This window comes from Pseudomonas sp. p106, assembly GCF_003936645.1.
In the GTDB taxonomy this organism is placed as follows: Bacteria; Pseudomonadota; Gammaproteobacteria; order Pseudomonadales; family Pseudomonadaceae; genus Aquipseudomonas; species Aquipseudomonas putida_E.
The window spans coordinates 210,231-234,880 of record NZ_RHQR01000006.1 but is presented as its reverse complement, the minus strand read 5'-3'; the positions used below and the strand labels follow the sequence as shown (position 1 = coordinate 234,880).

Annotated in this window: 25 protein-coding genes; 8 read left to right on the top strand and 17 right to left on the bottom strand. The window is 57.8% G+C overall.

The annotated features are described in order from the left end of the window. Window positions 1-42: 42 nt before the first annotated feature. The 9 genes from EGJ09_RS10375 to EGJ09_RS10335 form a co-directional block, all read right to left on the bottom strand. Window positions 43-936 carry a LysR family transcriptional regulator gene (locus tag EGJ09_RS10375; RefSeq protein WP_125923821.1) on the bottom strand — a complete coding sequence of 298 codons (894 nt, stop codon included), beginning with the start codon at window positions 934-936 and terminating at the stop codon, window positions 43-45. A gap of 96 nt (window positions 937-1,032) precedes the next feature. Then, window positions 1,033-2,088 carry an alpha/beta hydrolase gene (locus EGJ09_RS10370; RefSeq protein ID WP_125923779.1) on the bottom strand — a complete coding sequence of 352 codons (1,056 nt, stop codon included), beginning with the start codon at window positions 2,086-2,088 and terminating at the stop codon, window positions 1,033-1,035. Between the two features lie 43 nt (window positions 2,089-2,131). Next, window positions 2,132-3,172, bottom strand: a complete 1,041-nt coding sequence (locus tag EGJ09_RS10365; RefSeq protein ID WP_371928075.1) for an alpha/beta fold hydrolase — start codon at window positions 3,170-3,172, stop codon at window positions 2,132-2,134. Between the two features lie 44 nt (window positions 3,173-3,216). After that, window positions 3,217-4,002, bottom strand: a complete 786-nt coding sequence (locus tag EGJ09_RS10360; RefSeq protein WP_125923777.1) for a carboxymuconolactone decarboxylase family protein — start codon at window positions 4,000-4,002, stop codon at window positions 3,217-3,219. Between the two features lie 334 nt (window positions 4,003-4,336). Beyond that, window positions 4,337-4,831, bottom strand: a complete 495-nt coding sequence (locus EGJ09_RS10355; RefSeq protein ID WP_125923776.1) for a cupin domain-containing protein — start codon at window positions 4,829-4,831, stop codon at window positions 4,337-4,339. 66 nt (window positions 4,832-4,897) lie between these two features. Then, window positions 4,898-5,890, bottom strand: a complete 993-nt coding sequence (locus tag EGJ09_RS10350) for an aldo/keto reductase (RefSeq protein WP_125923775.1) — start codon at window positions 5,888-5,890, stop codon at window positions 4,898-4,900. A gap of 59 nt (window positions 5,891-5,949) precedes the next feature. Then, the gene (locus tag EGJ09_RS10345) at window positions 5,950-6,540 is read right to left on the bottom strand and encodes a flavodoxin (RefSeq protein ID WP_125923774.1); all 591 of its coding nucleotides are present in this window, start codon (window positions 6,538-6,540) and stop codon (window positions 5,950-5,952) included. A gap of 12 nt (window positions 6,541-6,552) precedes the next feature. Beyond that, window positions 6,553-7,539 carry an aldo/keto reductase gene (locus EGJ09_RS10340; protein WP_125923773.1) on the bottom strand — a complete coding sequence of 329 codons (987 nt, stop codon included), beginning with the start codon at window positions 7,537-7,539 and terminating at the stop codon, window positions 6,553-6,555. Window positions 7,540-7,779: 240 nt separating this feature from the next. Beyond that, window positions 7,780-8,523, bottom strand: coding sequence for a YkgJ family cysteine cluster protein (locus EGJ09_RS10335; protein ID WP_125923772.1), 744 nt, complete (start codon window positions 8,521-8,523; stop codon window positions 7,780-7,782). A 398-nt stretch (window positions 8,524-8,921) separates the two neighbouring features. Here EGJ09_RS10335 and EGJ09_RS10330 point away from each other — a divergent pair, with 398 nt between their 5' ends. The 3 genes from EGJ09_RS10330 (at window position 8,922) to EGJ09_RS10320 (ending at window position 12,906) form a co-directional block, all read left to right on the top strand. Continuing rightward, window positions 8,922-9,791, top strand: coding sequence for an SDR family oxidoreductase (locus tag EGJ09_RS10330; protein WP_256658426.1), 870 nt, complete (start codon window positions 8,922-8,924; stop codon window positions 9,789-9,791). Between the two features lie 211 nt (window positions 9,792-10,002). Then, entirely contained in the window at window positions 10,003-11,337 is a 1,335-nt protein-coding gene (locus EGJ09_RS10325) for an NTP/NDP exchange transporter (protein ID WP_125923819.1), read from the top strand. 165 nt (window positions 11,338-11,502) lie between these two features. Next, window positions 11,503-12,906 (top strand): MFS transporter, encoded by a 1,404-nt coding sequence (locus EGJ09_RS10320; RefSeq protein ID WP_125923771.1) that lies wholly within the window; start codon window positions 11,503-11,505, stop codon window positions 12,904-12,906. A 51-nt stretch (window positions 12,907-12,957) separates the two neighbouring features. Here the strand turns inward: EGJ09_RS10320 and paoC are convergent, their stop codons facing one another. The 3 genes from paoC to paoA are packed head-to-tail and all read right to left on the bottom strand — an operon-like array spanning window position 12,958 to window position 16,747. Next, entirely contained in the window at window positions 12,958-15,156 is a 2,199-nt protein-coding gene (paoC, locus tag EGJ09_RS10315) for an aldehyde oxidoreductase molybdenum-binding subunit PaoC (RefSeq protein WP_125923770.1), read from the bottom strand. Beyond that, entirely contained in the window at window positions 15,153-16,109 is a 957-nt protein-coding gene (locus tag EGJ09_RS10310; RefSeq protein ID WP_125923769.1) for a xanthine dehydrogenase family protein subunit M, read from the bottom strand. The genes paoC and EGJ09_RS10310 overlap by 4 nt, the downstream gene beginning before the upstream one ends. Continuing rightward, window positions 16,106-16,747: an aldehyde dehydrogenase iron-sulfur subunit PaoA gene (paoA, locus tag EGJ09_RS10305; RefSeq protein ID WP_125923768.1), complete on the bottom strand. Its 642-nt coding sequence runs from the start codon at window positions 16,745-16,747 to the stop codon at window positions 16,106-16,108. The genes EGJ09_RS10310 and paoA overlap by 4 nt, the downstream gene beginning before the upstream one ends. Before the next feature lie 415 nt (window positions 16,748-17,162). Here paoA and EGJ09_RS10300 point away from each other — a divergent pair, with 415 nt between their 5' ends. Then, complete coding sequence (locus tag EGJ09_RS10300) at window positions 17,163-17,531, top strand: histone-like nucleoid-structuring protein, MvaT/MvaU family (protein WP_125923767.1); 369 nt, start codon at window positions 17,163-17,165, stop codon at window positions 17,529-17,531. Window positions 17,532-17,606: 75 nt separating this feature from the next. On the opposite strand, the gene EGJ09_RS10295 is transcribed toward EGJ09_RS10300, so the two are convergent. Further along, on the bottom strand, window positions 17,607-18,497 hold the full coding sequence (locus EGJ09_RS10295) for a LysR family transcriptional regulator (protein ID WP_125923766.1): 891 nt from the start codon (window positions 18,495-18,497) through the stop codon (window positions 17,607-17,609). A gap of 131 nt (window positions 18,498-18,628) precedes the next feature. On the opposite strand from EGJ09_RS10295, the gene EGJ09_RS10290 reads away from it, so the two are divergent. Further along, complete coding sequence (locus EGJ09_RS10290) at window positions 18,629-19,057, top strand: cupin domain-containing protein (RefSeq protein WP_125923765.1); 429 nt, start codon at window positions 18,629-18,631, stop codon at window positions 19,055-19,057. Window positions 19,058-19,110: 53 nt separating this feature from the next. Here EGJ09_RS10290 and EGJ09_RS10285 read toward each other — a convergent pair whose 3' ends face one another. Continuing rightward, window positions 19,111-19,980: a LysR family transcriptional regulator gene (locus tag EGJ09_RS10285; RefSeq protein ID WP_125923764.1), complete on the bottom strand. Its 870-nt coding sequence runs from the start codon at window positions 19,978-19,980 to the stop codon at window positions 19,111-19,113. A gap of 93 nt (window positions 19,981-20,073) precedes the next feature. Between EGJ09_RS10285 and EGJ09_RS10280 the strand changes: the two genes are divergently transcribed. Both EGJ09_RS10280 and EGJ09_RS10275 read left to right on the top strand, forming a co-directional pair. After that, window positions 20,074-20,505: a multidrug/biocide efflux PACE transporter gene (locus EGJ09_RS10280; protein ID WP_125923763.1), complete on the top strand. Its 432-nt coding sequence runs from the start codon at window positions 20,074-20,076 to the stop codon at window positions 20,503-20,505. A gap of 88 nt (window positions 20,506-20,593) precedes the next feature. After that, window positions 20,594-21,487, top strand: coding sequence for a PA4780 family RIO1-like protein kinase (locus EGJ09_RS10275; RefSeq protein WP_115274530.1), 894 nt, complete (start codon window positions 20,594-20,596; stop codon window positions 21,485-21,487). Window positions 21,488-21,569: 82 nt separating this feature from the next. On the opposite strand, the gene EGJ09_RS10270 is transcribed toward EGJ09_RS10275, so the two are convergent. From EGJ09_RS10270 to EGJ09_RS10260, 3 genes are read right to left on the bottom strand one after another with little or no spacing between them, the layout of a single operon-like run. Beyond that, window positions 21,570-22,406, bottom strand: coding sequence for a universal stress protein (locus tag EGJ09_RS10270; RefSeq protein ID WP_046785820.1), 837 nt, complete (start codon window positions 22,404-22,406; stop codon window positions 21,570-21,572). Between the two features lie 48 nt (window positions 22,407-22,454). Continuing rightward, a complete protein-coding gene (locus EGJ09_RS10265) occupies window positions 22,455-23,273 on the bottom strand; it encodes a helix-turn-helix domain-containing protein (RefSeq protein WP_125923762.1) in 819 nt (272 codons plus the stop codon). 1 nt (window position 23,274) lies between these two features. Further along, window positions 23,275-23,463, bottom strand: coding sequence for a hypothetical protein (locus EGJ09_RS10260; protein ID WP_046785822.1), 189 nt, complete (start codon window positions 23,461-23,463; stop codon window positions 23,275-23,277). Window positions 23,464-23,706: 243 nt separating this feature from the next. On the opposite strand from EGJ09_RS10260, the gene EGJ09_RS10255 reads away from it, so the two are divergent. Then, window positions 23,707-24,633: a universal stress protein gene (locus EGJ09_RS10255; protein WP_125923761.1), complete on the top strand. Its 927-nt coding sequence runs from the start codon at window positions 23,707-23,709 to the stop codon at window positions 24,631-24,633. Window positions 24,634-24,650 lie beyond the last annotated feature (17 nt).

The following is a 24,650-nucleotide window of genomic DNA, read 5'->3' as shown; positions in this document are numbered from 1 at the left end:
GGGCGGCGACTCGGTTTCTTGGGATTGCGTATAGAGCCTAGATCATTCGCTATGACGCAATGCATCAATCACTACCCTGAATGCTGACGAGTGTTCGCGGCGATTGGGGAAGTAGATGTGGTAGCCCGCAAAGGGCTGGCACCAATCCTCCATGGCCCGGACCAGGCTACCCTCGGCGAGCTCCCTGGCCACCATGTCCTCGGGTAGAAATGCCAATCCGCATCCTGCCACTGCAGCTCTCAAGATCGGGACGCTGCTGTTGAAGGTCCATTGCCCGTCGACACGCGCTTTCAGTTCGTGGCCATCCTTCTCGAAATCCCATTGCAGCAAGCTGCCATGGGTGGCGAGGCGGAGGTTGATGCAGTTGTGCGCGGCCAGATCTCCCGGCGTTTGTGGCGCAGGCCGTTTCTGGAAATACGTGGGTGATGCGATGACTGCCATACGCAGGCGAGGGCCGATCGCGACGGCAATCATGTCCTTGGCCACCTGGTCACCCAGGCGCACGCCTGCATCGATACGCTGCGCAACAATGTCGGACAGCGCATAGTCGACAGTGATTTCGACCTTGATGTCTGGATAGTCCGGGAGAACCTTCATCAGCTTCGGCCAGAGGATGTTGTTCGCGGCATGCTCGGAAGCAGAAATGCGCACACTACCTGCAGGGCTGTCGCGAAACTCGCTGACTGCGGCGAGCTCCATTTCTATCTCTTCAAACCGCGGTGCCATGGCCAGATACAGCCGTTGGCCTGCCTCAGTGGGTGAAACGCTGCGGGTGGTTCGCGTCAGCAATCGTACGCCAAGCCGGGTTTCCAGCGCGCGCATGGTGTGGCTCAAGGCCGACTGCGATATGCCGAGCTGGGCAGCGGCGCGGGTGAAGCTGCCTTCGCGAGCGATGATCACGAAGGCTTGGAGGTCGTTCAGGTTCGAGCGGGACATCGACGATGACCTTTTTTGAGCTGGCGTAGGTTCATGCCATGCAATCCTGTCCCACTGGATCGTATGGCATGTATTGTTCAACTGTAGGTTCGAAACTCAGAGCGTTCGAGCATAAAAAGCGGTCAATTTGCCGATTGCCGCGCTCACGTACTTGGGAACCCAGTACGTTTCAATGTGCGTCGCACCCTCAATGATGAACATTTCCTTGTCTTTTGCCCCGATAGCCTTGGGGAACGCATCCTGGGTCATGTACAGACTGTCGGCCTTGCTGCCGGCGATCATCAGCAATGGCTGATCAATCAGTTCGATCTGGTTGGTCGCGTCGAAGCGCATCAGATCCAGCAGGCTGCTGGTGGTGTACTTGAAGGTTGAGTTGGGGTGGGCGTGGGTTTTCCAGTAGTACTCGTAGCCTTGACGATACAGATCAAACGGGAGTTTTGCGATCTGCTCATCGGTCAGGTTGGCGTCACCGGAGTAGAGCACTTCGCCACCGGCTGCTTCCTGTGCGCGGGCGGCAGAGGCCTGCTGCAGACGTTGCGGGATGGTATCCAGCTGCGAATCGTTGTAACCATTGCGCCGCACCCGACCGGAATTGAACATGCTGACGGTCGCTACCGATTTGAAACGCTTGTCGGTTTCCGCCGCCGCCAAGGAGTAGCCCCCGCCGCCGCAAATACCCAGAAGGCCCAGACGGTTGCCATCGACCCCGGCGTACTGGGTGATGAAGTCGGCCATGCCGTGGATGTCTTCAATGCGATAGGCTGGCTTGTCGATACTGCGCGGCTGGCCACCGCTGGCACCCTGGTAGGCCGCATCTGCAGTAATGGTGATATAACCCTGCTCAGCCAGGCGCTGGGCATACAACCCGGCGACTTGCTCCTTCACGCCACCATTGGGGTGAGCGACCACCACGGTCGGGTAGCGCTTCTTTGGATCGTAATTGGCCGGGGTGTATACGTTCGCCGCGATAGCCAGGTCATTCAGCTTGTAGCTGACCGGGTGGATATTGACCTTGCCTGGCTCATTCTTCGTGAGGGCGCCCTCATACGCCAAGGTAAAGGGATTTTTCTTGTAATCGGCTGCGGCGGCTGGGCCCGCATACAAGCCGACCATGGCGGCCATGAACGTGGCCTTTACAATAGTGTTTCGCATGAATAAGCCTCTTGGGACGAAAACGCTTGGGTCAAAGGGGAAGTCAGTCCAGGTTTTTCTCGTTGAGGAACTTGGACACCAGGTCGGCGATCGCCAGGTTGTTCAGGTCCGACATGGGGAAATGGGTGTTGCCCTTGATGCCTATCTCAGGCAGGTGAATCAGCCGCACGTCGCCGCCATGTCGATTGACGGTATCGGCCCATGCCCGGGCCATCGCCAGGCGTGCACGCCAACTGTCTTGTGCAGGCAAGTCCACTGCGTGATCGGGGATGTTGTCGCCGTACAGCACAAGGATCGGGATGCGGGTGAGCGCCATGAACTGTGCCATCGGTACCGCTGCACCTTGCACCGTATCGAATGCACTGGGCATCGGCGCCGGGACTTCACCTTCGGGGAAGATAAAGCTGCTTCCCGGCTCGAAGGCCACGATTGCCTTGACTTTGTCGTTCTTGATCGCGGTCAGCCAGCCGGGCCCGCCTCCTTGCGAATGGGTGAACAGGATGCCGGGGCCGGTTCTTTGGAACACGGCCGACACACCGTCGGCAACCACGTTCATGTCGAATGGGCCGGTGTTAGGTGTCATCGCACGGAAGAACCGCTCCCGCGACTGTGCATCGCGGGCCATCTGCACACCGTCGAAATAATTGGGCCACAGCCCGATCCGGAACTGATTGAACCAGAGCTGTTCGTCGGGCGTGGGCGTGACGGTGGTCTCGACTGAGCTGCGCCCAGCACCACCGCGACGAGGCTGATCAATCAGGTACACACCGAACTGGCGTCGCAGAAAAATGTTCTGAAAGCCTTCGCGGCCATCTGCCGTGGTTTCCCAGGTTTTGGAAAACTGGCCTGCGCCGTGCCACATGATGATAGGGAGCTTTCGCGCGTTTGCCGGTATCTGGTAGAACGCATAGGCATGGTCACCGTGGTAAGTCTGGCCCGCAGGGTTCAAAGGCTTGCGCGGATCGAACGTGCCCGGCGCGGTAGTGACGATACCGCCGGCGGCGAAGCTGCCTTGTTGCGCAATCATCAGAGGGGCATTGCCGTTATTGGTACTTACTGACTGAGTTGAGCAGGCGGTAACCATGCTCAGCAGGGTAAGGCAAAGCAGTTTCCTTCTCACTGTCATGATCAGTCCTCCAAAGCAGCTAATGTCTGAGTAAGGGCGTTGTCTGCGCGTCTGGCCGCTTGTTCATTTCCAGCTTCCTCGAGCAGTGTGACCACCTGCCGCAGTTGCGATGCGCTCAACCCAACGCGCAGGCTGGCAGCCATATGGGAGCGCAGCTGCGGTTCTACGCCAGGCGTTGCCGCCAGTGCGCCGACGGTTGCCAGCTCTCTGCTTTGCCAATCAAGGTTGTCGCGCTCGAAGATATCGCCGAACAGATGGGCCTGAAGAAACTGGTTGATGACGGGGGCGAAATCAAATACCGGCCCTTTTACGGCGCCACCCGAAATTCGGGTCTGGTTTGCTGTACCGGCTTCCAACAAGGCATCACCTGTTGGTGCGCGATGGCTGGGCTCACGTCCAGGGTCATCCTGGATACCCCGCTGCTTGCGTGCCTCCACCACCTGCATCAACTCATTCAGGGCATTAAGGCTGCGCGGGAAGCCGACATACGCGTACAACTGCACAAGGATTTCCTTGCTTTCACTAATGGTCAGCCCTGCGTCCAATCCTCTGTTCAACGCTTCATTGAGCCTGGGCAGGTCACTGGTGGCCATGGCAGCTGCAATCCGGGGGATGGCCTGTTGTTTGGAAGAAAGTACGTTCGCAGTAGTTTGGCCTTGAGGGGCTCCACCTGTTGACGCGGTAGTTTGTGCCGCAAATCCAGGTGCCATGCCAACCCACAAGGTCAGGGCCAGTAAGCCCGTTAGCGAGCGGTTGTAGCGCGGAGCAATTGCTAATTTGTTTTTCATCATAAGGCTCTGTCCAAGGGGCTGTGTTCGCACAGCAGTCGGCGTAGGATGAAACGCTCAGAGCGTTCAGGCCTTGAGTGTTTCTGGGGACAGAGCCTAGTGAAGGTGAGGACAAGGAATAAGCCCATTAGTCCGCAAGCACTTATGGGTACAATTCATCAATCGTGAAATGGCTGCTCCTCCACGACTCGGTGAACAGCGGAAATTTCCTCCCGAAAGGTGGGTAAAACGCGCTAAACGAAGCGTTATAGCGCCTTACTCGGCAAACTTCGGTTCAGCGGCGGCGAAAACTTAACGATGAACTCTGAGTACATGTGACATATCCCGTTACTCTTTAAAGGTCCTTTGCTGGCGGACTCCCCGAGTATTCGATTTCTGAAACGTGTTCGCCCCAAGTGACCGTTTTACCGTTTTCGGCTTCAGAAATTGCGATGTGGGTCATGCCAGTTTTTCCACTTGCACCATGCCAGTGACGAACGTGCGGCGGAATCCAGACTATGTCCCCTGGGCGGATTTCCTGACGTGGTCCCCCCGCTTGCTGCACATAACCTACACCGGCAGTCACGATCAGCGTCTGGCCAAGGGGGTGGCTGTGCCAGGCTGTACGTGCTCCGGGCTCGAATGTCACTGTCCCGCCACCGATACGAGCCGGAGGGTCACCTTTGAACAGACCATCCACGCGCACGGCGCCCGTGAAATTTTCCGCAGCACCCTTAACCGATGACTGAGAGCCTGCACTGCTGATCCGAATTTCTTGGGACGACTCGGCTAAGCTTTCTCCGGCCAGTAGCGACAGCGCCAACAGTGGGGCGGTGATCATTTTTTTCATGTGGCTGGCTCCTGAAATCAAGGTCGTCAGCGCTGGCGCCATGCAGACGCAGCGCTGCTTCATTGGTCAAAGACCGGTCATCTTCAGTGCCGCCTCTGGAAGGCGCTCACCGCGGACTTGAATTTGAGCTATCTGCTCATCGATCAAATGCAGATCCCCAGCCGTGAGTTCCAGCCCGATAGCCCCGAGGTTCTCGTCCAGGCGATGCTGCTTGGTAGTCCCGGGAATCGGCACGATCCAGGGCTTTTGCGCGAGCAGCCAGGCCAATGCCACCTGCGCGGGCGTGGCGCCTTTTTGCTGAGCAACCCCTTTGACGACTTCGACTAGAGCCAGGTTGGCCTTGCGCGCCTCGTGGGAGAAACGAGGGACAACATTGCGAAAGTCCGACGCATCAAACTGGGTGTGCTCGTCTATCTTGCCAGTGAGGAAGCCCGCGCCCAGAGGGCTGAAGGGTACGAAGCCAATCTCCAGTTCCTGCAACACAGCAAGCAACTCATGCTCGGGTTCACGCCAGAACAGTGAGTACTCACTTTGTACTGCGGTCAGGGGTTGGATCGCATGGGCACGGCGAATGGTCTGGACGCCGGCTTCTGACAGCCCGAAATGCTTGATCTTGCCTTCAGCTATCAGCTGCTTGACGGTGCCAGCAACGTCTTCGATCGGTACTTGCGGGTCGACGCGGTGCTGGTAGAACAGGTCGATGCGGTCGGTACGCAGCCGCTTCAACGCGGCTTCTGCAACTGCACGAATATGTTCAGGCCGGCTATTGGTTCCGCCACCACGTTGACCAGTGACCAAGTCAATGTCGAAGCCGAATTTAGTGGCTATCACCACCTGATCGCGAATCGGTTGCAGCGCTTCACCGAGCAGGGATTCGTTACTGAAGGGGCCATATGCTTCCGCGGTATCGAACAGTGTGATACCGCTCTCATGCGCCTTGCGGATCAACGTGATCATGCTTTGCTTGTCGGCAGCCGGGCCATACACGGAGGTCATGCTCATGCAGCCAAGGCCCAGTGCGGACACTTCCAGGTTCTTGCCTAATTTTCGAGTCTTCATGGTCTACTCCTTCTGAAATTTTTCAAATTCGTCGAGTCAGCGCGAAAGGCGCTGTGCATTCATTTCGCAATACCGCTCTGGCTCACCCACGCATTGACGCGCTCCATGGTCTTGCGCTCCTGCGTGTCCTCCATCACGAAACCATCAACCACGCGGGCATTGGGCGCATGGCGTTCAAGCACTCGGCGGCTGTTGCCAAGCCCATAGCCCCCGTGGGTACTGAAGGGAATGATGGTTTTACCGCTCAGGTCGTGGGCAGACAGGAATGAGCGCACGATAGGCGGTAGCGTTTCGCCCCAGATGGGAAAACCGAGCAGAACGGTCTCGTAATGCGATATGTCCCGGACCTTGCTTTCCAGGGCAGGCTCAAAACCGCTGTCGCGCTCCTGTCGCGCCTTCTCCACCGTTTGCAGATAGTCTGCGGGGTACGGGTAGGCTGGAAGAATCTCGAAGATATCTGCCTGTAAACCTCGCTGGATAAGGCCCGCAACCACCCGCGTGTTACCCGAGCGAGAAAAGTACGCCACCAGTGTTCGAGATCGCGCGCGCTGTGGTTCGTTGCCATCTGGACCACTTGCCAGGGCCATGAGCGGTGCGCTTGCCAGCGCCGCTACCACCGTTCGGCGAAGTGGGTCGTGTTCATCACTCATCGCCATGCTCCGTTAGCGCCCGACCCGGGCCTTGAGGGATTCGGGATAACGCTCGCCGACGATGTGAATCTGTGCCAGCGCAGAATCAATGGCGCGTAGGTCGGCCTGGGTGAGGGCAATGCTCACGCTGTTCAGATTTTCTTTCAGGCGTTGCAGCTTGGTGGTCCCGGGAATGGGGACGATCCAGGGTGCCTGGGCAAGCAGCCAGGCCAGCGCAATTTGTGCAGGCGTTGCAGCTTTCTGCACTGCGATCTCGCAGATCAGCGTGACCAGTGCCTGATTGGCGTGCAGCGCCTCCTGGCTGAAGCGCGGCACGATGCTGCGGAAATCATCGCTGGCAAATGACCGATCGGCCGACACGGTCCCAGTGAGGAAGCCTTTGCCCAACGGGCTGAAGGGCACCAGGCCGATGCCCAGTTCTGCCAGGGTCGGCAGAATTTCCTGTTCCGGCGCGCGCCACCACAGCGAGTATTCACTTTGCAAGGCGGTGACAGGCTGAACCGCGTGGGCCCGCCTGATAGTCTGAGCACCGGCTTCGGACAGGCCGAAGTGCTTGATCTTACCCTCCCAGATCAGCTCTTTGACCACTCCGGCGACCTCTTCGATGGGGACGTTGGGGTCGACGCGGTGCTGGTAGAGCAAGTCGATGACATCTGTTTTGAGCCGACGCAGCGAGCCTTCTACAGCGACGCGGATGTGTTCAGGGCGACTGTTGAGAATCTGCTGTTTGTTGTCTGAGCCGAAGGTAAATCCGAACTTGGTGGCGATCACCACTTGGTCACGAACCGGCGCGAGCGCTTCGCCCAGGACCTGCTCATTGACGTAAGGGCCGTATACCTCTGCGGTATCGAAAAAGGTGACGCCCTGTTCGACAGCAGCGCGGATCAGCGCTACCGCCTGTTGCGTGTCGGTGGCTGGGCCATATCCGTGGCTAAGGCCCATGCAGCCCAAGCCCAAGGTCGATACCTCGAGCCCGCTGCCCAGTGTGCGCTTTTGCATTTTTCAGGTCTCCCGCTTTGGCTGGCAGCCTTGAGCGATTTGAGTCTCACAGAGTTGCGGCACTGCCGGTTGAGCAGGCTGCATGCGTTGTGAAAACAGTAGGCCACTGAGCAAGGCAAGACTAGACAGGTAAATCGGCAAAGAGTCATGAAGGGCATTCATCAGAGGTGCACTGGAATGCGTTAATGCATTGAGAACAGCTGTGCTGGTAAAAATTGATTATTAGCGCTCTTCGCTGCGTCACTGACTCAAAGGAATGAACACCCCGCTGGGGTCTCCGAGGTCTTTGTCTGCATTCGCACCCAAGGCTTGCAACTCCTGAACCAGAGCATCTGAAGAAACAGTGAACGACCAGTTTGTTGCTTCGGTGCTGGAACAAGGATCTGCTGCCAGCAATGTCTTCAGTCTGACAGTGTCCGGTAGCCACGCCATGAACCCATCGCCTTTCAGCGCGGTATGGGCGATGCCCAGCTCGGTGCAGAGCCAGACTTTTCGAGCGGCATCTGCACGGTCGGCAGCTCGAGATGCTTCCACCAGCCGCGCTGTTTCAGCGTCGAGTCGTCCGTCCTTGCAGATCAGCTCCGGACCGCGCTCCCACACTTCTGAGGGGCAATCCTTCAGCCTGCTGTCCAGTACAACATGTGGGTTGATCTCGGCTGGATAGATACGGCAGACCAAAGGTCTGCTCTCGTAAATCCCGCAGGAATTGTCATTTCGCAAGAACTGACAGCGATCAGGATTAAAGGCAGCGAAAGTGGCAGTGACATAGGCTTGTGTGTGGCCAGCATTCACCAGATGAGAGCGTTTGGACGAATGTTGGAACTGGACGGGGGCTACACCGTAACCGCTGCGAAGAAATCCTTCGGTCAGGATGATGATCTGACCGCCTTCGTTGACCCATCGTATGGATTCCTCAAGCGTAAGGGGGACATGATGACCGTGACAGCATCGTCCGCAGCCGTTGCAGGAGAAATGCAAGGGCATGTTAATTCCGTTGGTAAGTGCACTGTCGGGGGCTGTGGCGCGGTCAGTAGCAGCAGACATGGTTCAGTCTCAAGCTGAAAAGTTTATTGGAAAATTATGAGATCTTACCGGTTGCTGTTGCAGTGGATTAAGTGAAATCTAGCATACGGTCATGAGCATTGCTCATGTATTGGTTGGGCAATCATCTAACACTTTACGAGACTTTATAAGGGGCGGCATGTTACTGGTGAGGGCTGCTCATCACGGCATGCTGAATTAACCGTCTAATCAATTCCAATCATTCAGCTAACATGGTGAGTGTTTTTGTCAGTGAAGAGCATAGTGCTGAGGTGTAATTAAATTTTGTTGCATTTTGTTTCTTGTGTCCCATGCGTGTGATAAAAAGTGGAGTAAGCGAAATGGCAGGGTTAAGAACTAATTTTATTTCAATGGCCTTGGTGGTAGGCGCCTCATTCTCGGGGTCGGTGATTGCTGCCACGCAAGAGCAGGCCCAGGAGCGGGGCAGCAAACCCGTTGTGCTGGTTGTGGGCGCCAGTGGCACCATCGGTCAACCCGCTGTAGAGGAGTCATACCGAAATGGGTATGAGACCAGGGCGCTGGTGCGCGACCCCGATCAAGCGCGTCTTTTTCCCAAAGGAGTCAAAGTCGTCGTTGGCGATTTGACTCGCCCAGAGACACTCCATGAAGCGGTAGCCGGGGTTACTGGCATCATCTTCACGCATGGTATCCGCGGCAATGACCCTGAGGGTGCCGAAGCGGTCAACTACGGTGCAGTGCGCAATGTTTTGAGCGTTTTGACAAAGCCCGCTCGGATTGCCCTGATGACTACTGTCGGCGTTACCAAGCCCACTGTCGGGCATGACTGGAAGCGCCGCGGAGAACGGCTTGTTCGCGCGAGTGGCCTGCCGTACACCATTATACGTCCCGGCTGGTTTGACTATAACGGGGCCAATGAGCACCGTCTCGTGTTACGCCAGGGTGACGAGCACTGGTCCGGTTCTCCGTCTGATGGTGTGATTGCGCGCTCGCAAATCGCTCAGGTTCTGGTCGCGTCTTTGACGTCCGCTGAGGCGAATCGCAAAACCTTCGAATTGGTGGCCGAGCAGGGCGCAGCCCAAGCAGATCTTGCTCCGCTCTTTGCTGCGCTTCCGGCGGATCCTGCTGACAGTTACGATGCTATTGGCGATAGGAACAACTTGCCGCTTTCGCAAGAGCCAGCGTCAGTTGCCAAGGAGTTGGAAACCATGCGTGGACGCTTTGCTGATTGAGGGCAGATAAATGAACTGTGTCGCCGACATTTCCTCTGCTCGTTCAGGTATGTCAACCAGGCGCGTTGGGGATGCGGCGGCTTGGATTTGGCTTTTTTACCGCGTCGTGAATTAATAAATCATTCAGCAAATATCAGGTTTGTAGCTAGGCTGCTGGCTCGGAAAGCTACAGATGTTCAATGCACCTAAACGTGCAGGGAAATGCCTCGTAATGACAGAAATAGTTTCCATCGCTGGGGCGATTAGATCGCGCTCCCGGTTATTCAATTGGCTGGCTCACTTGGTTCAAGTTAATCCCAACGAAATCGCTGCGGTTGCGTGGTCTTGGCTTTATATATTTTCGATTTTTCTTGCGTATTACGTTCTTCGTCCGATCCGCGATGAGCTGGGAGTTTCCGGCGGCGTAAACAACCTGCCTTGGTTGTTTACCGGAACGCTGCTCGCCATGATCGTCGTCAGTCCATTGTTTTCCTGGCTCGTGAAGTGTTGGCCGCGGGAGAGGTTTATCGCCGTCGCTTATCGGTTCTTCATGCTGAACCTCGCGCTGTTCGTCGTGCTGCTGAGTAATGCCGGCGTGGAACAACAGGTTTGGATAGGTCGAGCGTTTTTCATCTGGGTATCTGTTTTCAACCTTTTCGTCATCTCGGTCTTCTGGTCATTCGTGGTAGATGTATTTAATGGCGAACAAGCGAAGCGGTTGTTTGGTCTGCTCGCAACCGGTGCAACGCTGGGTGGCCTTGCGGGATCTGCTCTGACATCGGGACTGGTAGACGTCTTGGGCCACAATTGGCTGGCGGTGATTTCCATAGCGCTGCTGGAAGTGGCTGTCCTGGCGACGCGCCGATTGTCGATGATCAGTGATGCATTCAAGCGTCCCTTGGAGCAAAGGGATGAGGGGCAGCCACTTGGCGGCAGTGTGCTTGCGGGCATTTTGCGCACTTTCCGCTCACCCTATCTGATAGGCATTTCACTGTTCATCCTCTGCTACTCCGCTACCTCTACCATTTTGTATTTCCAGCAGGCGTCAATTGTTGAGAGCAACTTCACAGATCGCGCTGCTCGAATTGCGTTTTTCGCCAACATCAACCTTTGGGTGAATGGTTTGACGCTCGTCATTCAGCTCTTTATGACGGGTCGGATCATGGGCTGGATAGGCGTCACATTCACACTGTGCGCGCTCCCGCTGATTAGCATGTTTGGCTTCGCCAGCATGGCTGCCTTTCCCACTCTAGCCGTCTTTCTAGTACTGCAAGTGGCACGGAACGTAAGCAATTACGCGTTGACCAGACCAGCGCGCGAGGTGCTCTTTACAGCCGTCACGCGAGAGGATCGCTACAAGACCAAAAATTTCATCGACACGGTGGTGTACCGCAGCGGAGACCAGATAGCAGCTTGGGGGTATGCTGGATTACTGGCCATCGGCCTGAGCTTCACGGCCATCGCCATGCTCGCGGTCCCCTTGTCCGCATTGTGGCTCGCCCTTGCTTTCCTGCTGGGGCGCACGCAGCGCAAGTGGGAACAACAACAGCAAGCGCCGGTTTCATGAGTTGTGCTCATTGATCTTTGCGGATTCCAGTGCCTAATCGAAGCATCACCTGGCTGATATATTACAAACCTTTCCTGAACTCTTCGAACCTCATGCCTACCTGTTGGCCACATTGCTACAGGCCATGCGCTGTTATCTGTCATACCTGAAAAGAGGCCGGGCACCATGAACCCGCTTTCCCGTAATCAATGGGGGATTCTCCTCGTCATCCTGTGCAGCTACCTGATGATTGTGTTGGATACCTCCGTCGTCATTACTGCACTTCCGAATATCCGGCAGACATTTGCCATGAGTACCGCCAGCCTGTCCTGGGTTCAGAATGCCTACACCTTGGCGTTTGGTGGCTTCCTTTTGCTGGGCGCTCGAGCAGGCGACATGCTGGGGCGGCGGCGTATGTTCATCAGCGGCTTGGGCATTTTCATGGTCGCTTCGTTGTTGGTCGCTCTGGCGCAAGAGCAACTGTTGCTTATCACTGCAAGGGCGCTTCAAGGCGTGGGGGCTGCCATTCTCGCGCCTTCCTCATTGGCACTGCTGCTGGTCAACTTCGAAGGCAATCAGCGCACGCGCGCCATCGCTTGGTACGGCGCGACGGCAGGTGTGGGGTCAAGCATAGGTTTGCTGATTGGGGGCCTGCTTACTGAATGGGCATCGTGGCGTATCGGCTTCCTGATCAATGTTCCAATAGGGCTGGTGTTGGTGCTAGGGACGCTGCGCGCCGTGCGGGAGACATCAGTGAACACCAGCACACTGGACGTGGCCGGAGCGCTGTTGTCGACAGCCGGTATGACCTGCCTGGTATTCGGCATAGTCCGGGCAGCATCAACCGGGTGGGGCGACCAAGCGACGGTCATCGCGCTCTTGGCGGGTGGTGCCATGCTGTTACTGTTCGGCTTCCACGAGGCGCGGATCGGCGATCCGATTCTGCCGCTGCGGCTCTTTCAACATCGGGTACGGGCCGGAGCGTATGGCGCTCGGTTATTGTTCCTGGGCGCAATGATGAGCTTCTATTTTTTCACTACTCAGTACCTGCAGGAAGTACTCGGCTTCACCGCGAGCGAGGCGGGATTGGCTTTCCTGCCGACCACCTTGGCAAACCTTGCAGCCGCATTGGCGATACCTCGACTCACCCGTCTGTTCGGTAACGCCGCGTTATTGGCCAGCGCCGTCGCACTGGGTGTTGTCGGTATGATCTGGCTGTCGGGCATCTCTGCTGATACCCAGTATGCTGCACTGTTGCTGCCATTGGTGTTGATCGGCTTGAGCCAGGGGGCGAGCCTGAGCCCCCTGACCGCAGCGGCAATGACGGACGTGGAAGGTCGGGATGCGGGCGCTGCATCGGGTTTGGTCAACGTGAGCCATCAGCTCGGTGGGACTTTAGGGCTGAGCGTTTTGACCGTAGCGTACAGTTATGGTGCCCAGTCATCGGACGCCCTGATGAGGATCTCAAACGGGATTTCTGCTGCCTACAGCTGGAGCGCAGTGATGCTGGTCATGGCCTTGATGATGGTACTCGCCCTTATTGTGCGCCAAGGCCCTGCGCCATCACCTGCCTTGGAGGAACAACCCTGATGTGCTCGTCATCCACAATGAGTTCAGCTGACAACGGCCTCCAGTTCAGGTTTATCCGTCCGACGGTGGCAGGCGATCGAGAAACTTGTCCAAGGTGATAGGGTACTCCCGTACCCGCACTCCTGTGGCGTTGTAGACGGCATTGGCGATTGCTGCTGCCACACCGGAAATGCCAAGCTCACCCACCCCTTTGGCTTTCATTGGCGATGAGTAAGCATCCACTTCGTCGATGAAAATCACCTCTTGATGCGGGATGTCGGCGTGTACCGGAACTTCATATCCTGCAAGGTCATGATTGACAAAGAAGCCGTAGCGTTTGTCGACAACCAGTTCTTCCATCAGCGCGGCGCCTGCCCCCATGGTCATCGCCCCGATGACCTGGCTTCTTGCCGTCTTGGGGTTGAGGATGCGGCCTGCGGCGCACACCGCCAGCATACGGTCGATACGGACTTCACCGGTTGCAGCATCGACCCTGAGCTCAACAAAGTGCGCACCGAATGTTTGGTGCTCGCGTTGCTCACGAGCCTCACCAAACTCAAGGGTATCTTCGCTCACCAACTCGCCTTGCCGAGCGGCGTCGGCAAGGCTCATAACCTTGTCGCTATCGCTTACTTGCCCGTCTGAAAACTCAGCCGTGTTCGGATCCACACCAAGTTGCCGAGCGACAAGTGCCCTCAACTTCATGCACGCGGCGTACACACCTGAAGCAGAGGAGTTGGCGCCACGTTGGCCTGCAGAACCCGCTGACAATGGGAATTCAGAGTCGCCCAGGCGCACGACCACTTTATCGATGCTGACCCCCATCGTCTCAGCCGCTGTCTGGCCCAGGATGGTGTAGCTGCCAGTGCCTATGTCCGTCATGTCTGTCTCGACGATCACAATGCCATTTTCGTTCAGGCGCACCCTCGCTGCGGAATTTCTGATCGGATTACCACGAATGGCGGAGGCCATGCCCATCCCGATCAACCAGCGACCTTCGCGCCGACTCGCTGGAACAGGGGAGCGCTTGCTCCAGCCAAAGTGCTGTGCACCGACGTCCAGGCACTTGACCAGCTCACGTGTGGTGAAGCGCCGTGATGGGTCGCCTGGGACGGTTTGGGTATCATTGAGCTTGCGCAACTGCACCGGATCCATGTTCAAGGCCACGGCCAGTTCGTCCATGGCTGCCTCAAGCGCCATCATTCCAGAAGCCTCACCAGGTGCACGCATTGCGTTACCTTCCGGTAAATCCAGGATGGCCAGACGCGCTCGGGTCATTCGATTGGCGCCGGCATACAGCACTTGGGTTTGCGTAACGGCTTTTTCGAACGGCCCTCCCGGTAAGTTACCGGACAACGTTTCGTGCCCGATGGCGGTGATAACTCCCTGAGCATCTGCGCCCAGGCGCACGCGCTGGATGGTGGCGGGGCGATGGGTGGTGTTGTTGAACATCAACGGGCGGGTGAGAGCCACTTTCACTGGCCTGCCAATTTGACGGGACGCCACCGACGCAAGTACGGCGTCTGCCAGCACCGATGCCTTACCGCCGAACCCGCCGCCAATGTAGGGTGATAACAGCCGAATCCTATCCGGGGCTACGCCGAGAATCTTCGAAAGGTCGCGCTTGCTCCAGGAAAGTAACTGTATCGAGCACCAAAGTGTGAGGTGATCGCCGTTCCAGCGTGCGATGGCTGCATGAGGCTCCATCATTGCGTGCGCTTGGTCGGGAGTGGTGTAGGTGACGTCGATCTGGGCCGGCGCCTGGGCGAAGGCTTGCTCGAACTGACCGAGATCCGTGTCTTGGCCACCTTCAGGCACCACCGCGCTTGTGCGTGCTGCGGCGAGGTCGAAGCGCCCATCGGATCTTACGTAATCAACCTGGATGAGCTGCGCGGCTGATCGAGCTTGCTCGAATGTTTCGGCTACCACCAGCGCGATAGCTTGGTGGTAATGGTCGATCTCAGGGCCTCCAAGCGCCCTGGCGGCGTTGAACTCGCTGGTTCCAAGGGAGCCGGCGTTGGCTGCGGTAATAACCGTTATGACGCCCGGCGCTTCTAGCGCTTCGCCAACTTCAATGCCAGTGATGCGACCTTTGCCGATGCCTGCACCTAGAACGTAACCATGGACGGCGTCAGGTACTTGCTCATGATTTTCGTAGGCGTAACGAGCGCTTCCGGTAACTTTCAACGGACCATCGATTCGGTCCAGTGGCTTACCGATGACTTTCAGCTGATCTATCGGATTGAGACCGGCAGGTTGATCAAACTTCATGAGTGCACCTTCACCTGTGACAGGGCCGAAGCCAATGTACGCTCAACGAGCAGGACCTTGAATGCGTTGTGAGGGGAGGGTGTGGCACCTTCCAGCAGTGTTTCGGTGACTCGCTTGTAGCCCTCTGGCATCAGGGCTTCCGCTGCTTCAACCCGCCAAGGCTTATGCGCTACACCCCCCAGCGCAACTCGCCCCGTGCCATCGCTTTTCATTACTGCCGCCACTGAGATCAGTGCAAAGGCATAGGAAGCGCGGTCGCGGACTTTGTAGTAGACGTGCTCGCCACCGAGGGGCCGGGGCAGCCTTACTGCTGTCACCAACTCGTCAGCATACAAAGGCGTTTCGATGTTTGGCGTGTTGACGGGGGAGCGATGGAAGTCGGCGATCGGAATGGTCCTTGCTTCACCGTTGGCGCGAACCGTTTCGACTGTGGCATCCAACAGACGCATGGCCACGGCCATATCGCTCGGGTGGGTGGCAATGCAGCTCTTGCTGGTACCGATGATCGCCAATTGGCGGTCGAAACCGCCGATTGCCGCACAACCGGCTCCGGGCTGACGTTTGTTGCAGGGCATGTTTGTATCGTAGAAATAAGGGCAACGCGTGCGTTGCAGCAAATTGCCGGCCGTTGTAGCCATATTGCGCAGTTGTCCAGACGCACCTGCAAGTAGCGCCTTGGCGAGGACTGCGTAGTTCTTCCTCACTCGTGCGTCCGCCGCCAGCGCTGTATTACGCACCAGTGCACCGATCCTCAGCCCACCGTCTGGGGTGTCCTCAATAGAATCGAGGCCCAGTCCGTTCACATCAATTAGATGAACGGGTGTTTCGATTTCAAGCTTCATCAGGTCTAGCAGGTTGGTACCACCGGCGATGAAGCGTGCACCGTCGAGCTGTGCGGCTAAGGCGGTGGCTTCTGCAGGGGTGTTGGCTTTCAAGTAATTGAACGGCCTCATATCGCCTCCTGCGCAACGTCCATGATTGCCTCAACGATGTTCGAATAGGCACCGCAGCGGCAGATATTGCCGCTCATACGCTCCTGAATTTCACGGGCAATCAGCCTAGGCCCTGCGGTTAGATCTACGCTGACATGGCTGGGGATGCCGGCACGTATCTCTTCAAGTACGGCTACCGCAGAACAGATTTGCCCGGGGGTGCAGTAACCGCACTGATAGCCGTCATGCTTGATGAAGGCGGCTTGCATGGGGTGCAGATTCTCGACGGTGCCGAGACCCTCAATGGTTGTGATGCTGGCGCCCTGATGCATGATGGCGAGCGTCAGGCACGAATTGATGCGCTTGCCGTTGGCCAGGACCGTACAAGCGCCGCACTGCCCGTGATCACAGCCCTTTTTCGTCCCCGTCAGGTGCAGATGATCGCGTAGCGCATCAAGGAGCGTTGTCCGCGTGTCGACTTCCATGGAGTGGGAGTTACCATTGATCTTGAGCGCGACTTGAGCCTTGTTTGGCTTGGTGTAATTGGCAGCGCTGGCCTCCACACAGAGGAAAGGGGGCAGGGCAATTGCTGCGGATGTCACGATACCGACGATAAGTAATGTACGCCTGCTGAGTAATAATGTACTGGCTTCGTCCATAGTGAGTGTCCCTATCGAAAGCGGTATGATCAGCGGCTGTTTGGCTCGCTCAGAACGCTTATCTGAATATGATGCGCTCATTCATGGGCGCCTGAGACAGATGAACTTAGCGTCGGGTCTACCTTGTGACTATGCCGCTAGAGCGCATAGGAATATGAGTGCTACTCATCAATCGTCATTGCCCCTTGAATCCGACGGCATTTTCGATGAGGAGCTGCAGGCATGGATACATTGAGTAACGATTTGCCTAAGAATTTGCGACTTCTCAATAACTTCTGGTGGTGAGGTTGCGATTCGCGGGATGTTTACCCTTTCACCCTAAAGTGCAGAAGTGCAAAATTTCTAGCGACTTCAACGCTTCTTATCGTTTATTCTAGTGCCACTTTTACCTACTTTTGGAACAGGGATATAACCTATGTCACGTTTGGTCGAATTCCGTCAGCTCGAGCAGAAGCTGGCAGCGCAGCTCGCTGAATTGGAAGCCCTGAAAGGCAGCTCTGAACTAAAAGCTGAGATCGCGTTTGAGGAAAAGCTTCGTGCGCTGTTGGCAGAATATGGCTTCAGCCTACGTGACGTGATCAACATCCTGGACCCTCAAGCCAATGTGAGGCCGTTGTCTCCCTCAGCTCCAGCTAAGTCGCCTCGCCGTGAGCGTCAGGTGAAGGTTTACAAAAACCCACACAACGATGAGATCATTGAAACCAAGGGTGGCAACCACAAGCTACTTAAAGAGTGGAAGGCTAAATACGGTGCGCAGGAGGTCGAGTCCTGGTTGGCCAACTGACGGGGTAGGTCGAACATGCCTCCCGCCCGGAGGCTCTTGCATTCAGGCGAGCTTAAGACATGGCTTGCACAGTGGCTAATCGGCGCGCAGCGCTGCGATGACCAGACGTACTGCTAATGAAGACTGGCGTCGGCTTGCGTAGTAGGCATGGTGGCCAGTAAAAGTCGGGAACCAATCTGCAAGCACCCAGCTCAGTCGACCGGCCTGCACATCGGCTTCTACAAGCGCTTTGGGCAGATACGCCAAGCCGAAGCCTTTCAACGCCGCATCCCGCATTTGATAGGCATTGTTGAACACCAACTGGCCGCTCACTTTCACCTCGATGTTCTCGTTGCCCTTGCTCAACTCCCAAGGCATGAGCACTTCTTTGGTGGGCAATCGCAGGTTTATGCAGTTGTGCGCGGTCAGGTCGGATGGCTTCGTTGCTGCAGGCCTTCCTTTCAGGTACGCGGGTGCGCCCACCACGGCCAGTGTTTCATCGGGCGCAATGCGTACCGCAATCATGTCTTTCTCTAGCTGATCCCCCAAACGCACGCCAATGTCGTAACGTTCCGCCACGATGTTAACCAGGCCATAGTCATTGATGAGTTCTATGTGCAGTTCAGGGTGCTCACCCAGAAGGCTTTGAATCTTTGGCCAGACGTATTGGTTGGCCGCGTAGTCGGTAGCGGAAATGCGTACGGTGCCTACCGGCTTGTCACGCAACTCGGCCACGGCCAACAGTTCTGCCTCTATCTCCTGCAGCTTGGGCGCCACCGAATCCAGTAATCGCTGCCCAGCCTCAGTGGTGGACACGCTTCGGGTGGTGCGTGTGAGCAGCAGCATTCCGAGTTTGCTTTCGAGCGCAGTCACGGTCCTGCTCAGCGAGGACTGCGAAACCCCTAATTGAGTAGCCGCTTTGGTGAAGCTTCGTTCGCGCGCCACCGTCAGGAGCGCGACAAGATTGTTCAGGTCGGGAGTGGTCATTTATTCTCCGCTGCATAAGTGTAAGTACATTTTGCCGCCTAGTACTAAGTTGAGGGAAGCACTAGATTGATTCGCACGGCGTTAAATTGGTCCGATCTGTGGCCAAGCCTTCACGAATCAGCGAGTGTGCTATGAGCAGTTCAGACCAAACAATTATCCGCAGCGGGACCAAGCCTTCGATCAAAGGCCCTGAAAACTGGTTTACCGGGTCAGTGCGTATCGACAACCTTTTCCAGGCGGCTGAGCCGGGCAGGGCGACCGGCGCCATCGTTACCTTCGAACCCTCTGCACGCACTCACTGGCATGCACACCCATTGGGCCAGACGCTGATCGTCCTGACGGGGGTGGGTTGGACTCAGTGCGAAGGTGGGCCGCGGACAGAGATCCGCGCTGGCGATGTGGTTTCCTGCGCATGCGGCAAGCGGCACTGGCATGGCGCCGCTGCAACCACCGCGATGTCACATTTCGCAGTGACCGAAACACTCGATGGCAAGAACACCGACTGGATGGAGCCAGTGACTGACGACCAGTACCTGAACGGCCCGCTCGTTACCGAGTGAATCGTCGGGGTGATGGCTCCCTGGAGTACGCCCGGCAGGTTTTCATTACACCGTCACTGGGGCGTGGAACCGCCCACCAGCAATTGCTGCACCAACCATTGCCCGGCGGGGCCCAAGGCTCGTCGGCGCGACCAGGCAACATCCATCGCGACTCTGCGTGGGTAGCCGGCCACGGGCAATTCCACCAGGCCACTGCCGAAGCGCGCCACCAGCGCCCTGGGCAGTTCCGCCCAGCCATAGCCGCGCACCGCGAACTCCAGCAGGGTCAGGTAGTCCGGCGCCGACCAGGCCTGGCCGCGCCCGTGGTGCAGGCTCGGCGCGTAGGTCCTGATGTATAGCTGACGCTCGTTTTCCAGGTGCTGTGGCTGCACGCCAGGCTGTTTTGCCAAGGCGTGGCCTGTGCTGACGTAAACGGCGAATTGCGCATGTTCCGGCAGGCGTGCCACGGCGATGTCGGCCGGGTAGCGCTGCTGCGCTGCAAGAATGCCGATCTGCGCCATGCCCTGCTGGATCAGGTCGATAACGTCGGCGTCTTCCGAAGGCCCGCAGCGCAGTTCGGTGTGCGGATAGCTGGCAGCGAAGCCACCTATCACCGCGCCTTGAAAGGTCACGCTGTAACTGTCGGACATCACCACCGACACCAGCGGCTCTACCTGTTCGGCCAGCCTCACCGCCAGCGCATCGAGCCGGGCGCTGGCATCGAGGATCGCCTCGACGTGGGTCAAGACCTGGCGGCCGGCCTCATTCAGGGTGGGGTGGCGGCCTGCACGGTCGAACAGTTCGCAACCTATGTCAGCCTCGAAGTTGGCGATTGCGATGCTGATGGTCGACTGGCTCTTGCGCAGTTTGCGCGCTGCGGCGGAAAACGAGCCAAGGGCTGCGGCTTCGACAAAGGCAACGAGGGCTTCAGGTGAGTAGCGCACAGGTATTGATAAAACCGATAGGAGATATGTCGCGAGTATCAGTTCCATCAAAGAAAATGTGAAGCACAAGTTCACTACTGGATGGAAAATGCCGTGAAAAAAGTCTCTTTTACCGAGCGCCTGGTCCATGCCATCGGCTATGAAGTGTTTGCCGTGCTGCTGTGCGCGCCGCTTTTGTCCTGGGTGATGGACAAGTCGTTGGCAACGGCCGGTGGCCTTGCGGTCACCCTGTCGCTGATCGCGATGGTGTGGAACATGCTCTACAACGCGCTGGTCGACCGTTGGGTGTGTACCGCACGCATTCACTGGAAGGCCGCGGCACGCTTTGCCCACGGCCTGGGTTTCGAGTTGGGGCTGGTGGTGTGGTGCCTGCCGGTGGCGGCCTGGATGCTGGATATCTCGCTTTGGCAGGCGCTCATGGTTGAGCTGGGCTTCTTCGTGATCATTTTGCCCTACACCGTGCTGTACAACTGGGCATTCGACCGGCTTCGGCACTTGATAACGCAGCGCTGGGCCGCCGCCTGAGCAGACAAACGAGCAAGACGCATCAGCCTGTGAGAGGATGTTCGCCAACCCAGCCATAAGGCCAGACAGGACCCCGAACACAAGCCTGATGAAGACGCCAAAACGAATCGAACCGCTGATTGAAGACGGACTGGTCGACGAAGTACTGCGACCCTTGATGAGCGGCAAGGAAGCAGCCGTCTACGTGGTGCGTTGCGGCGCCCAGGTACGGTGCGCCAAGGTCTATAAAGAGGCCAACAAACGCAGTTTCCGCCAGGCCGCCGAGTACCAGGAAGGGCGCAAGGTACGCAACAGCCGCCAGGCCCGGGCGATGGCCAAGGGCAGCAAGTACGGCCGCAAGGAAGCCGAGGATGCCTGGCAGAACGCTGAAGTGGCGGCGTTGTTCCGCCTGGCCAATGCCGGTGTGCGGGTGCCCAAACCCTATGATTTCCAGGATGGCGTACTGCTGATGGAGCTGGTGACCGACGCCGATGGCGATGCGGCCCCGCGCCTTAACGACGTTCACCTGGAGGCTGATGAGGCGCGTGAGTACCACGCCTTCGTCATTCGCCAGATCGTGCTGATGCTGTGTGCCGGCCTGGTGCATGGCGACCTGTCCGAATTCAATGTGCTGCTGGGCCCCGATGGCCCGGTTATCATCGACCTGCCGCAGGCGGTGGATGCCGCCGGCAACAACCATGCCTTCAGCATGCTGCAGCGTGACGTGGCGAACATGGCCCACTATTTCGGGCGCTTTGCACCGGAGTTGAAGGACACACGCTTCGCCCAGGAAATGTGGGCGCTGTACGAGGCAGGTGAACTGCGTGCGGACAGCCCGTTGACAGGCGAATTCGAGGATGATGAGCATGTCGCGGACGTGGGCGGAGTGATGCGCGAAATCGACGCGGCCCGCCTGGATGATGTCCGCCGCCGAGCTGCGCGGACAGAAGCCGAGCATGGGCCGGTCAAGGGCGAAGAACCGCCGCCGCCCTGGCTGCAGTAATCTGGCATGTGTGCTGGCCCTATCGCCGGCTTGCCGGCGATAGGGCCAGCCAAGTGGTGATGAAGATGCTGATCGCAGCGGCTCAGTGTGACAGCAGTACGGGCATTTGAAGCGCTTGCAGAACCCCATGGGTAGCGCCACCCAGGATGAATTCTTTCAAGCGCGAATGACCAAAGCCGCCCATGACCAACAGATCGGCGCCGGCGGTGAGTGCTTCTTGCTGCAGGCACTCAGCGATCGCGCGCCCGGCCAGCTTCACGCTCAGCGGCCGAGCGTTCAGGCCTCTGTGCTGTAAAGCGTGTGCCATGTCCTGCGCAATGGCGCCGTGCTCGAGTGGTTTTTCCCCCTGCACGGTCAGAACCGTGATCAGCATGTCTGAGCTAATCAGATTCGACGCGTCAGCCAGCGCTCGCGCCGCGACGCGGCTGCCGTCCCAGGCCAACGCCATGTGCCTAACAGGCTGGATGGGCAAAGAGGGAACGAGTACGCATGGTCTGCCAGCGCCGAAAATCACCGACTCTGCCAGCTCCTGAATGACTGGCTTGTCGACTGCCCATGGCAGGATGGCCAGGTCGAAATACCTTGACGCTTCTGCAGCCGCGGTACCCGTCAGGCCCGGCACCACTTCTCTGGTGGAGAATTCCACACTGCTCTGGCCGTGTTCAAGGCCGCTCACCATGGCCTGCAGCGCTTTGCACTGGCTTCTACTGTTGCTTTCGGTTGTTCGAATCATCTCGGGGATATTCAGGAGTGTGCTGCCAACTGATGGCGAAAGGTAGGGGATCCTTACCGAAAAGGTCATGACATGCAGGTCGTACCCCAGCGCGATGGCCAGCTGTACACCGGCTGCCACAGCGTCCTCGGGGAGCACATCCGGATAGGTGATCAATGGCATGTAAGCCAGATGAAAATTCGACATGTCCGACACCTTCAGCTGTTGCGAGGCGATGCGCGGTAAGCCAGGCGTCTAAGGCACGCCGGCGACTGGCAGTTCAGTGAGGTGAGGGCTGCCCGGGTAACCCAGTTCCAGGGCCATCAGCGCAGGCATGTCCAGAATCTCCACCAGCCGGCCATGCAGGTTGACGATACCCAGGGCGCGCAAGTGGGCGACCGAGCGGCAGATGGTTTCCAGGCGCAGCCCCAGGTAGGACGCCATGTCCTCGCGCGACATGCGCAGCATGAAGCCATGGGAGGAATAGCCACGGCTGACAAACCGTCGGGACAAACTCAGCAGAAAACTGGCCAGCCGCTGCTCGGCAGAAAGGTTGCACAGCATCAGCACGCGCTCATGCTCGCGGATGATTTCCCTGCTCATCAGGCGGTTCAGGCTCTGCTGCAGCGTAGGGAAATCACGCGCCAGAGCCTGCAGCCGATGGTAAGGGACGGGGCAGACTTCGCTGTCTTCCAGGGCAATGGCATCACAGACATGGTGCTCGGTGGCAATGGCATCGAGCCCCAGTACGTCGCCCGGCATCCAGAAGTTGATGATCACACCCTGGCCTTCGGCATTGTTCAGGTTGGTCTTGAAACTGCCTGAATGCACCGCATACAAGGCACTCAAGGGTACATTGGCATTGAACAGCGCAGCTCCCTTCCTGATGCGGATGCGCGGGCCTATCAATGTATCCAGGCTAGTGCTGTCGCGTAGGGGCAAACCCGTGGGCAAGCACAAGCCGTTGACCCGGCACTCGTTGCAACGGGATGCCAGTGGTTTCAAATGAATGGGCGGCGGCGTGCGCACCTGCACAGGCTGGCTGAGCAGCTGAGCGTCGATCAGGCCCGACATTTCAGGCCTCCTTCGCAGGTCTGAGAGCGACGGTGGCGATCTTGTTCAGTGAATGAGGCGCATTGAGGCGGGCAGTCAGCACGCCCAAAAACTGTTCGGCTTCTTTGGGTGTTTTGAAACTCACCCGCCACTCGTCCATGTGGACCCACCAGCGGCTGTCATTCGCGCTTTTCTCGACGTAAACGTTCATCGGAACCTCCAGTGCCTGCATGCGCAAGCAATAGCTATTGATTCGAGGTGCAATGGCGTCCATGTCGGCAGCGAGGCTAGGTACAGCGTGCGCCCAAAAAACCGATAAGTCTTGATCCGTGTCAATTACCCGGTAAGCGCTAACAGCCGCTGGTCGGCTCGCTTGCACTGTTGACAAACATCAAACCGGGCAGCCCCCGGCGGCAGATCATCGAGGTACTCATCGACCCCGCAGAGGTGTGCCATGACCAACCCGCAAAGACTTCTTCTCATCGCATCGCCCCTGATGCGCCGCACACCGGTCTATGACCGTGCAGCGGCGCTGGCCAAAGCCAAGGGCATGCCATTGCACATCGTCGCCTTTGACTACCTTGAGGGCCTGGCCACCGCCGGCCTGGTCAACGAGCAGGCCTTGGCGGTCATGCGCGAGGGCTATGTGCAGCAACACCGTGAATGGCTGGAAACCCAGGCATTGTCGATGCGCCGCAATGGCGTGACGGTGACCACCGAGGTGTTGTGGGTTCAGCACCCGCTGGACGAGATTGAGGTGCATCTGCGTGAGCAGCCGTTCGCCATGCTGATCAAGGGGCTCGAGCATGAACCGTGGTGGATGCGAGCCATGTTCACCTCGCTCGACGTGCAGTTGCTGCGTGACACCAGAATTCCGCTGCACCTGGTACACAACGCCAGCAATGCCCTGCCGCGCCGGATACTTGCAGCAGTTGACCTGTCGCGCCCGGAGGATCAGTTCGAAGGCTTCAACGACCATATCATCAGCGAAGCGCTCAAGCTGGCGTTGCAATGCAATGCCCAGATCGAACTGCTGTATGCCTACGATATGGGCTCGATGTACCTGGACGCCGAAGGTAGCCGGGAACATTCGTTCCTGTTCGATTCGAACCTGTCACGGACACTTCATGAGGCTCAGGCCGATGCCTTCCAGGAACTGGCCGAACGCAACGGCATTCCCCTCGAGCACCGGCACATGAGGGTGGGGGACCCGACCAAGGTGCTGGCGCTTTTCATGGACAACAACGACATCGACGTGCTGGTGATGGGGAGCTACCACCATCACGGCATCGGCTGGTTCATCGGCAGTACGGCCGAGCGGATCCTGCATCGGCTCAGCACCAGTGTGCTGGTGTTATCACCCGAGCATTCGCAAGGTTAGACGTGCAAGGCCCGCAA

What these genes read in the sequence shown, in the direction of transcription:
- EGJ09_RS10355 (WP_125923776.1), bottom strand. Translation starts at nt 4,831, where the DNA reads ATGAAAAAAATGATCACCGCCCCACTGTTGGCGCTGTCGCTACTGGCC.
- EGJ09_RS10340 (WP_125923773.1), bottom strand. Translation starts at nt 7,539, where the DNA reads ATGCAAAAGCGCACACTGGGCAGCGGGCTCGAGGTATCGACCTTGGGC.
- EGJ09_RS10290 (WP_125923765.1), top strand. Translation starts at nt 18,629, where the DNA reads ATGAGCAGTTCAGACCAAACAATTATCCGCAGCGGGACCAAGCCTTCG.
- EGJ09_RS10275 (WP_115274530.1), top strand. Translation starts at nt 20,594, where the DNA reads ATGAAGACGCCAAAACGAATCGAACCGCTGATTGAAGACGGACTGGTC.
- EGJ09_RS10370 (WP_125923779.1), bottom strand. Translation starts at nt 2,088, where the DNA reads ATGCGAAACACTATTGTAAAGGCCACGTTCATGGCCGCCATGGTCGGC.
- EGJ09_RS10335 (WP_125923772.1), bottom strand. Translation starts at nt 8,523, where the DNA reads ATGCCCTTGCATTTCTCCTGCAACGGCTGCGGACGATGCTGTCACGGT.
- paoA (WP_125923768.1), bottom strand. Translation starts at nt 16,747, where the DNA reads ATGGACGAAGCCAGTACATTATTACTCAGCAGGCGTACATTACTTATC.
- EGJ09_RS10255 (WP_125923761.1), top strand. Translation starts at nt 23,707, where the DNA reads ATGACCAACCCGCAAAGACTTCTTCTCATCGCATCGCCCCTGATGCGC.
- EGJ09_RS10320 (WP_125923771.1), top strand. Translation starts at nt 11,503, where the DNA reads ATGAACCCGCTTTCCCGTAATCAATGGGGGATTCTCCTCGTCATCCTG.
- EGJ09_RS10365 (WP_371928075.1), bottom strand. Translation starts at nt 3,172, where the DNA reads ATGGTTACCGCCTGCTCAACTCAGTCAGTAAGTACCAATAACGGCAAT.
- EGJ09_RS10360 (WP_125923777.1), bottom strand. Translation starts at nt 4,002, where the DNA reads ATGAAAAACAAATTAGCAATTGCTCCGCGCTACAACCGCTCGCTAACG.
- EGJ09_RS10375 (WP_125923821.1), bottom strand. Translation starts at nt 936, where the DNA reads ATGTCCCGCTCGAACCTGAACGACCTCCAAGCCTTCGTGATCATCGCT.
- EGJ09_RS10265 (WP_125923762.1), bottom strand. Translation starts at nt 23,273, where the DNA reads ATGTCGGGCCTGATCGACGCTCAGCTGCTCAGCCAGCCTGTGCAGGTG.
- paoC (WP_125923770.1), bottom strand. Translation starts at nt 15,156, where the DNA reads ATGAAGTTTGATCAACCTGCCGGTCTCAATCCGATAGATCAGCTGAAA.
- EGJ09_RS10345 (WP_125923774.1), bottom strand. Translation starts at nt 6,540, where the DNA reads ATGAGTGATGAACACGACCCACTTCGCCGAACGGTGGTAGCGGCGCTG.
- EGJ09_RS10260 (WP_046785822.1), bottom strand. Translation starts at nt 23,463, where the DNA reads ATGAACGTTTACGTCGAGAAAAGCGCGAATGACAGCCGCTGGTGGGTC.
- EGJ09_RS10350 (WP_125923775.1), bottom strand. Translation starts at nt 5,890, where the DNA reads ATGAAGACTCGAAAATTAGGCAAGAACCTGGAAGTGTCCGCACTGGGC.
- EGJ09_RS10325 (WP_125923819.1), top strand. Translation starts at nt 10,003, where the DNA reads ATGACAGAAATAGTTTCCATCGCTGGGGCGATTAGATCGCGCTCCCGG.
- EGJ09_RS10270 (WP_046785820.1), bottom strand. Translation starts at nt 22,406, where the DNA reads ATGTCGAATTTTCATCTGGCTTACATGCCATTGATCACCTATCCGGAT.
- EGJ09_RS10310 (WP_125923769.1), bottom strand. Translation starts at nt 16,109, where the DNA reads ATGAGGCCGTTCAATTACTTGAAAGCCAACACCCCTGCAGAAGCCACC.
- EGJ09_RS10295 (WP_125923766.1), bottom strand. Translation starts at nt 18,497, where the DNA reads ATGACCACTCCCGACCTGAACAATCTTGTCGCGCTCCTGACGGTGGCG.
- EGJ09_RS10300 (WP_125923767.1), top strand. Translation starts at nt 17,163, where the DNA reads ATGTCACGTTTGGTCGAATTCCGTCAGCTCGAGCAGAAGCTGGCAGCG.
- EGJ09_RS10330 (WP_256658426.1), top strand. Translation starts at nt 8,922, where the DNA reads ATGGCAGGGTTAAGAACTAATTTTATTTCAATGGCCTTGGTGGTAGGC.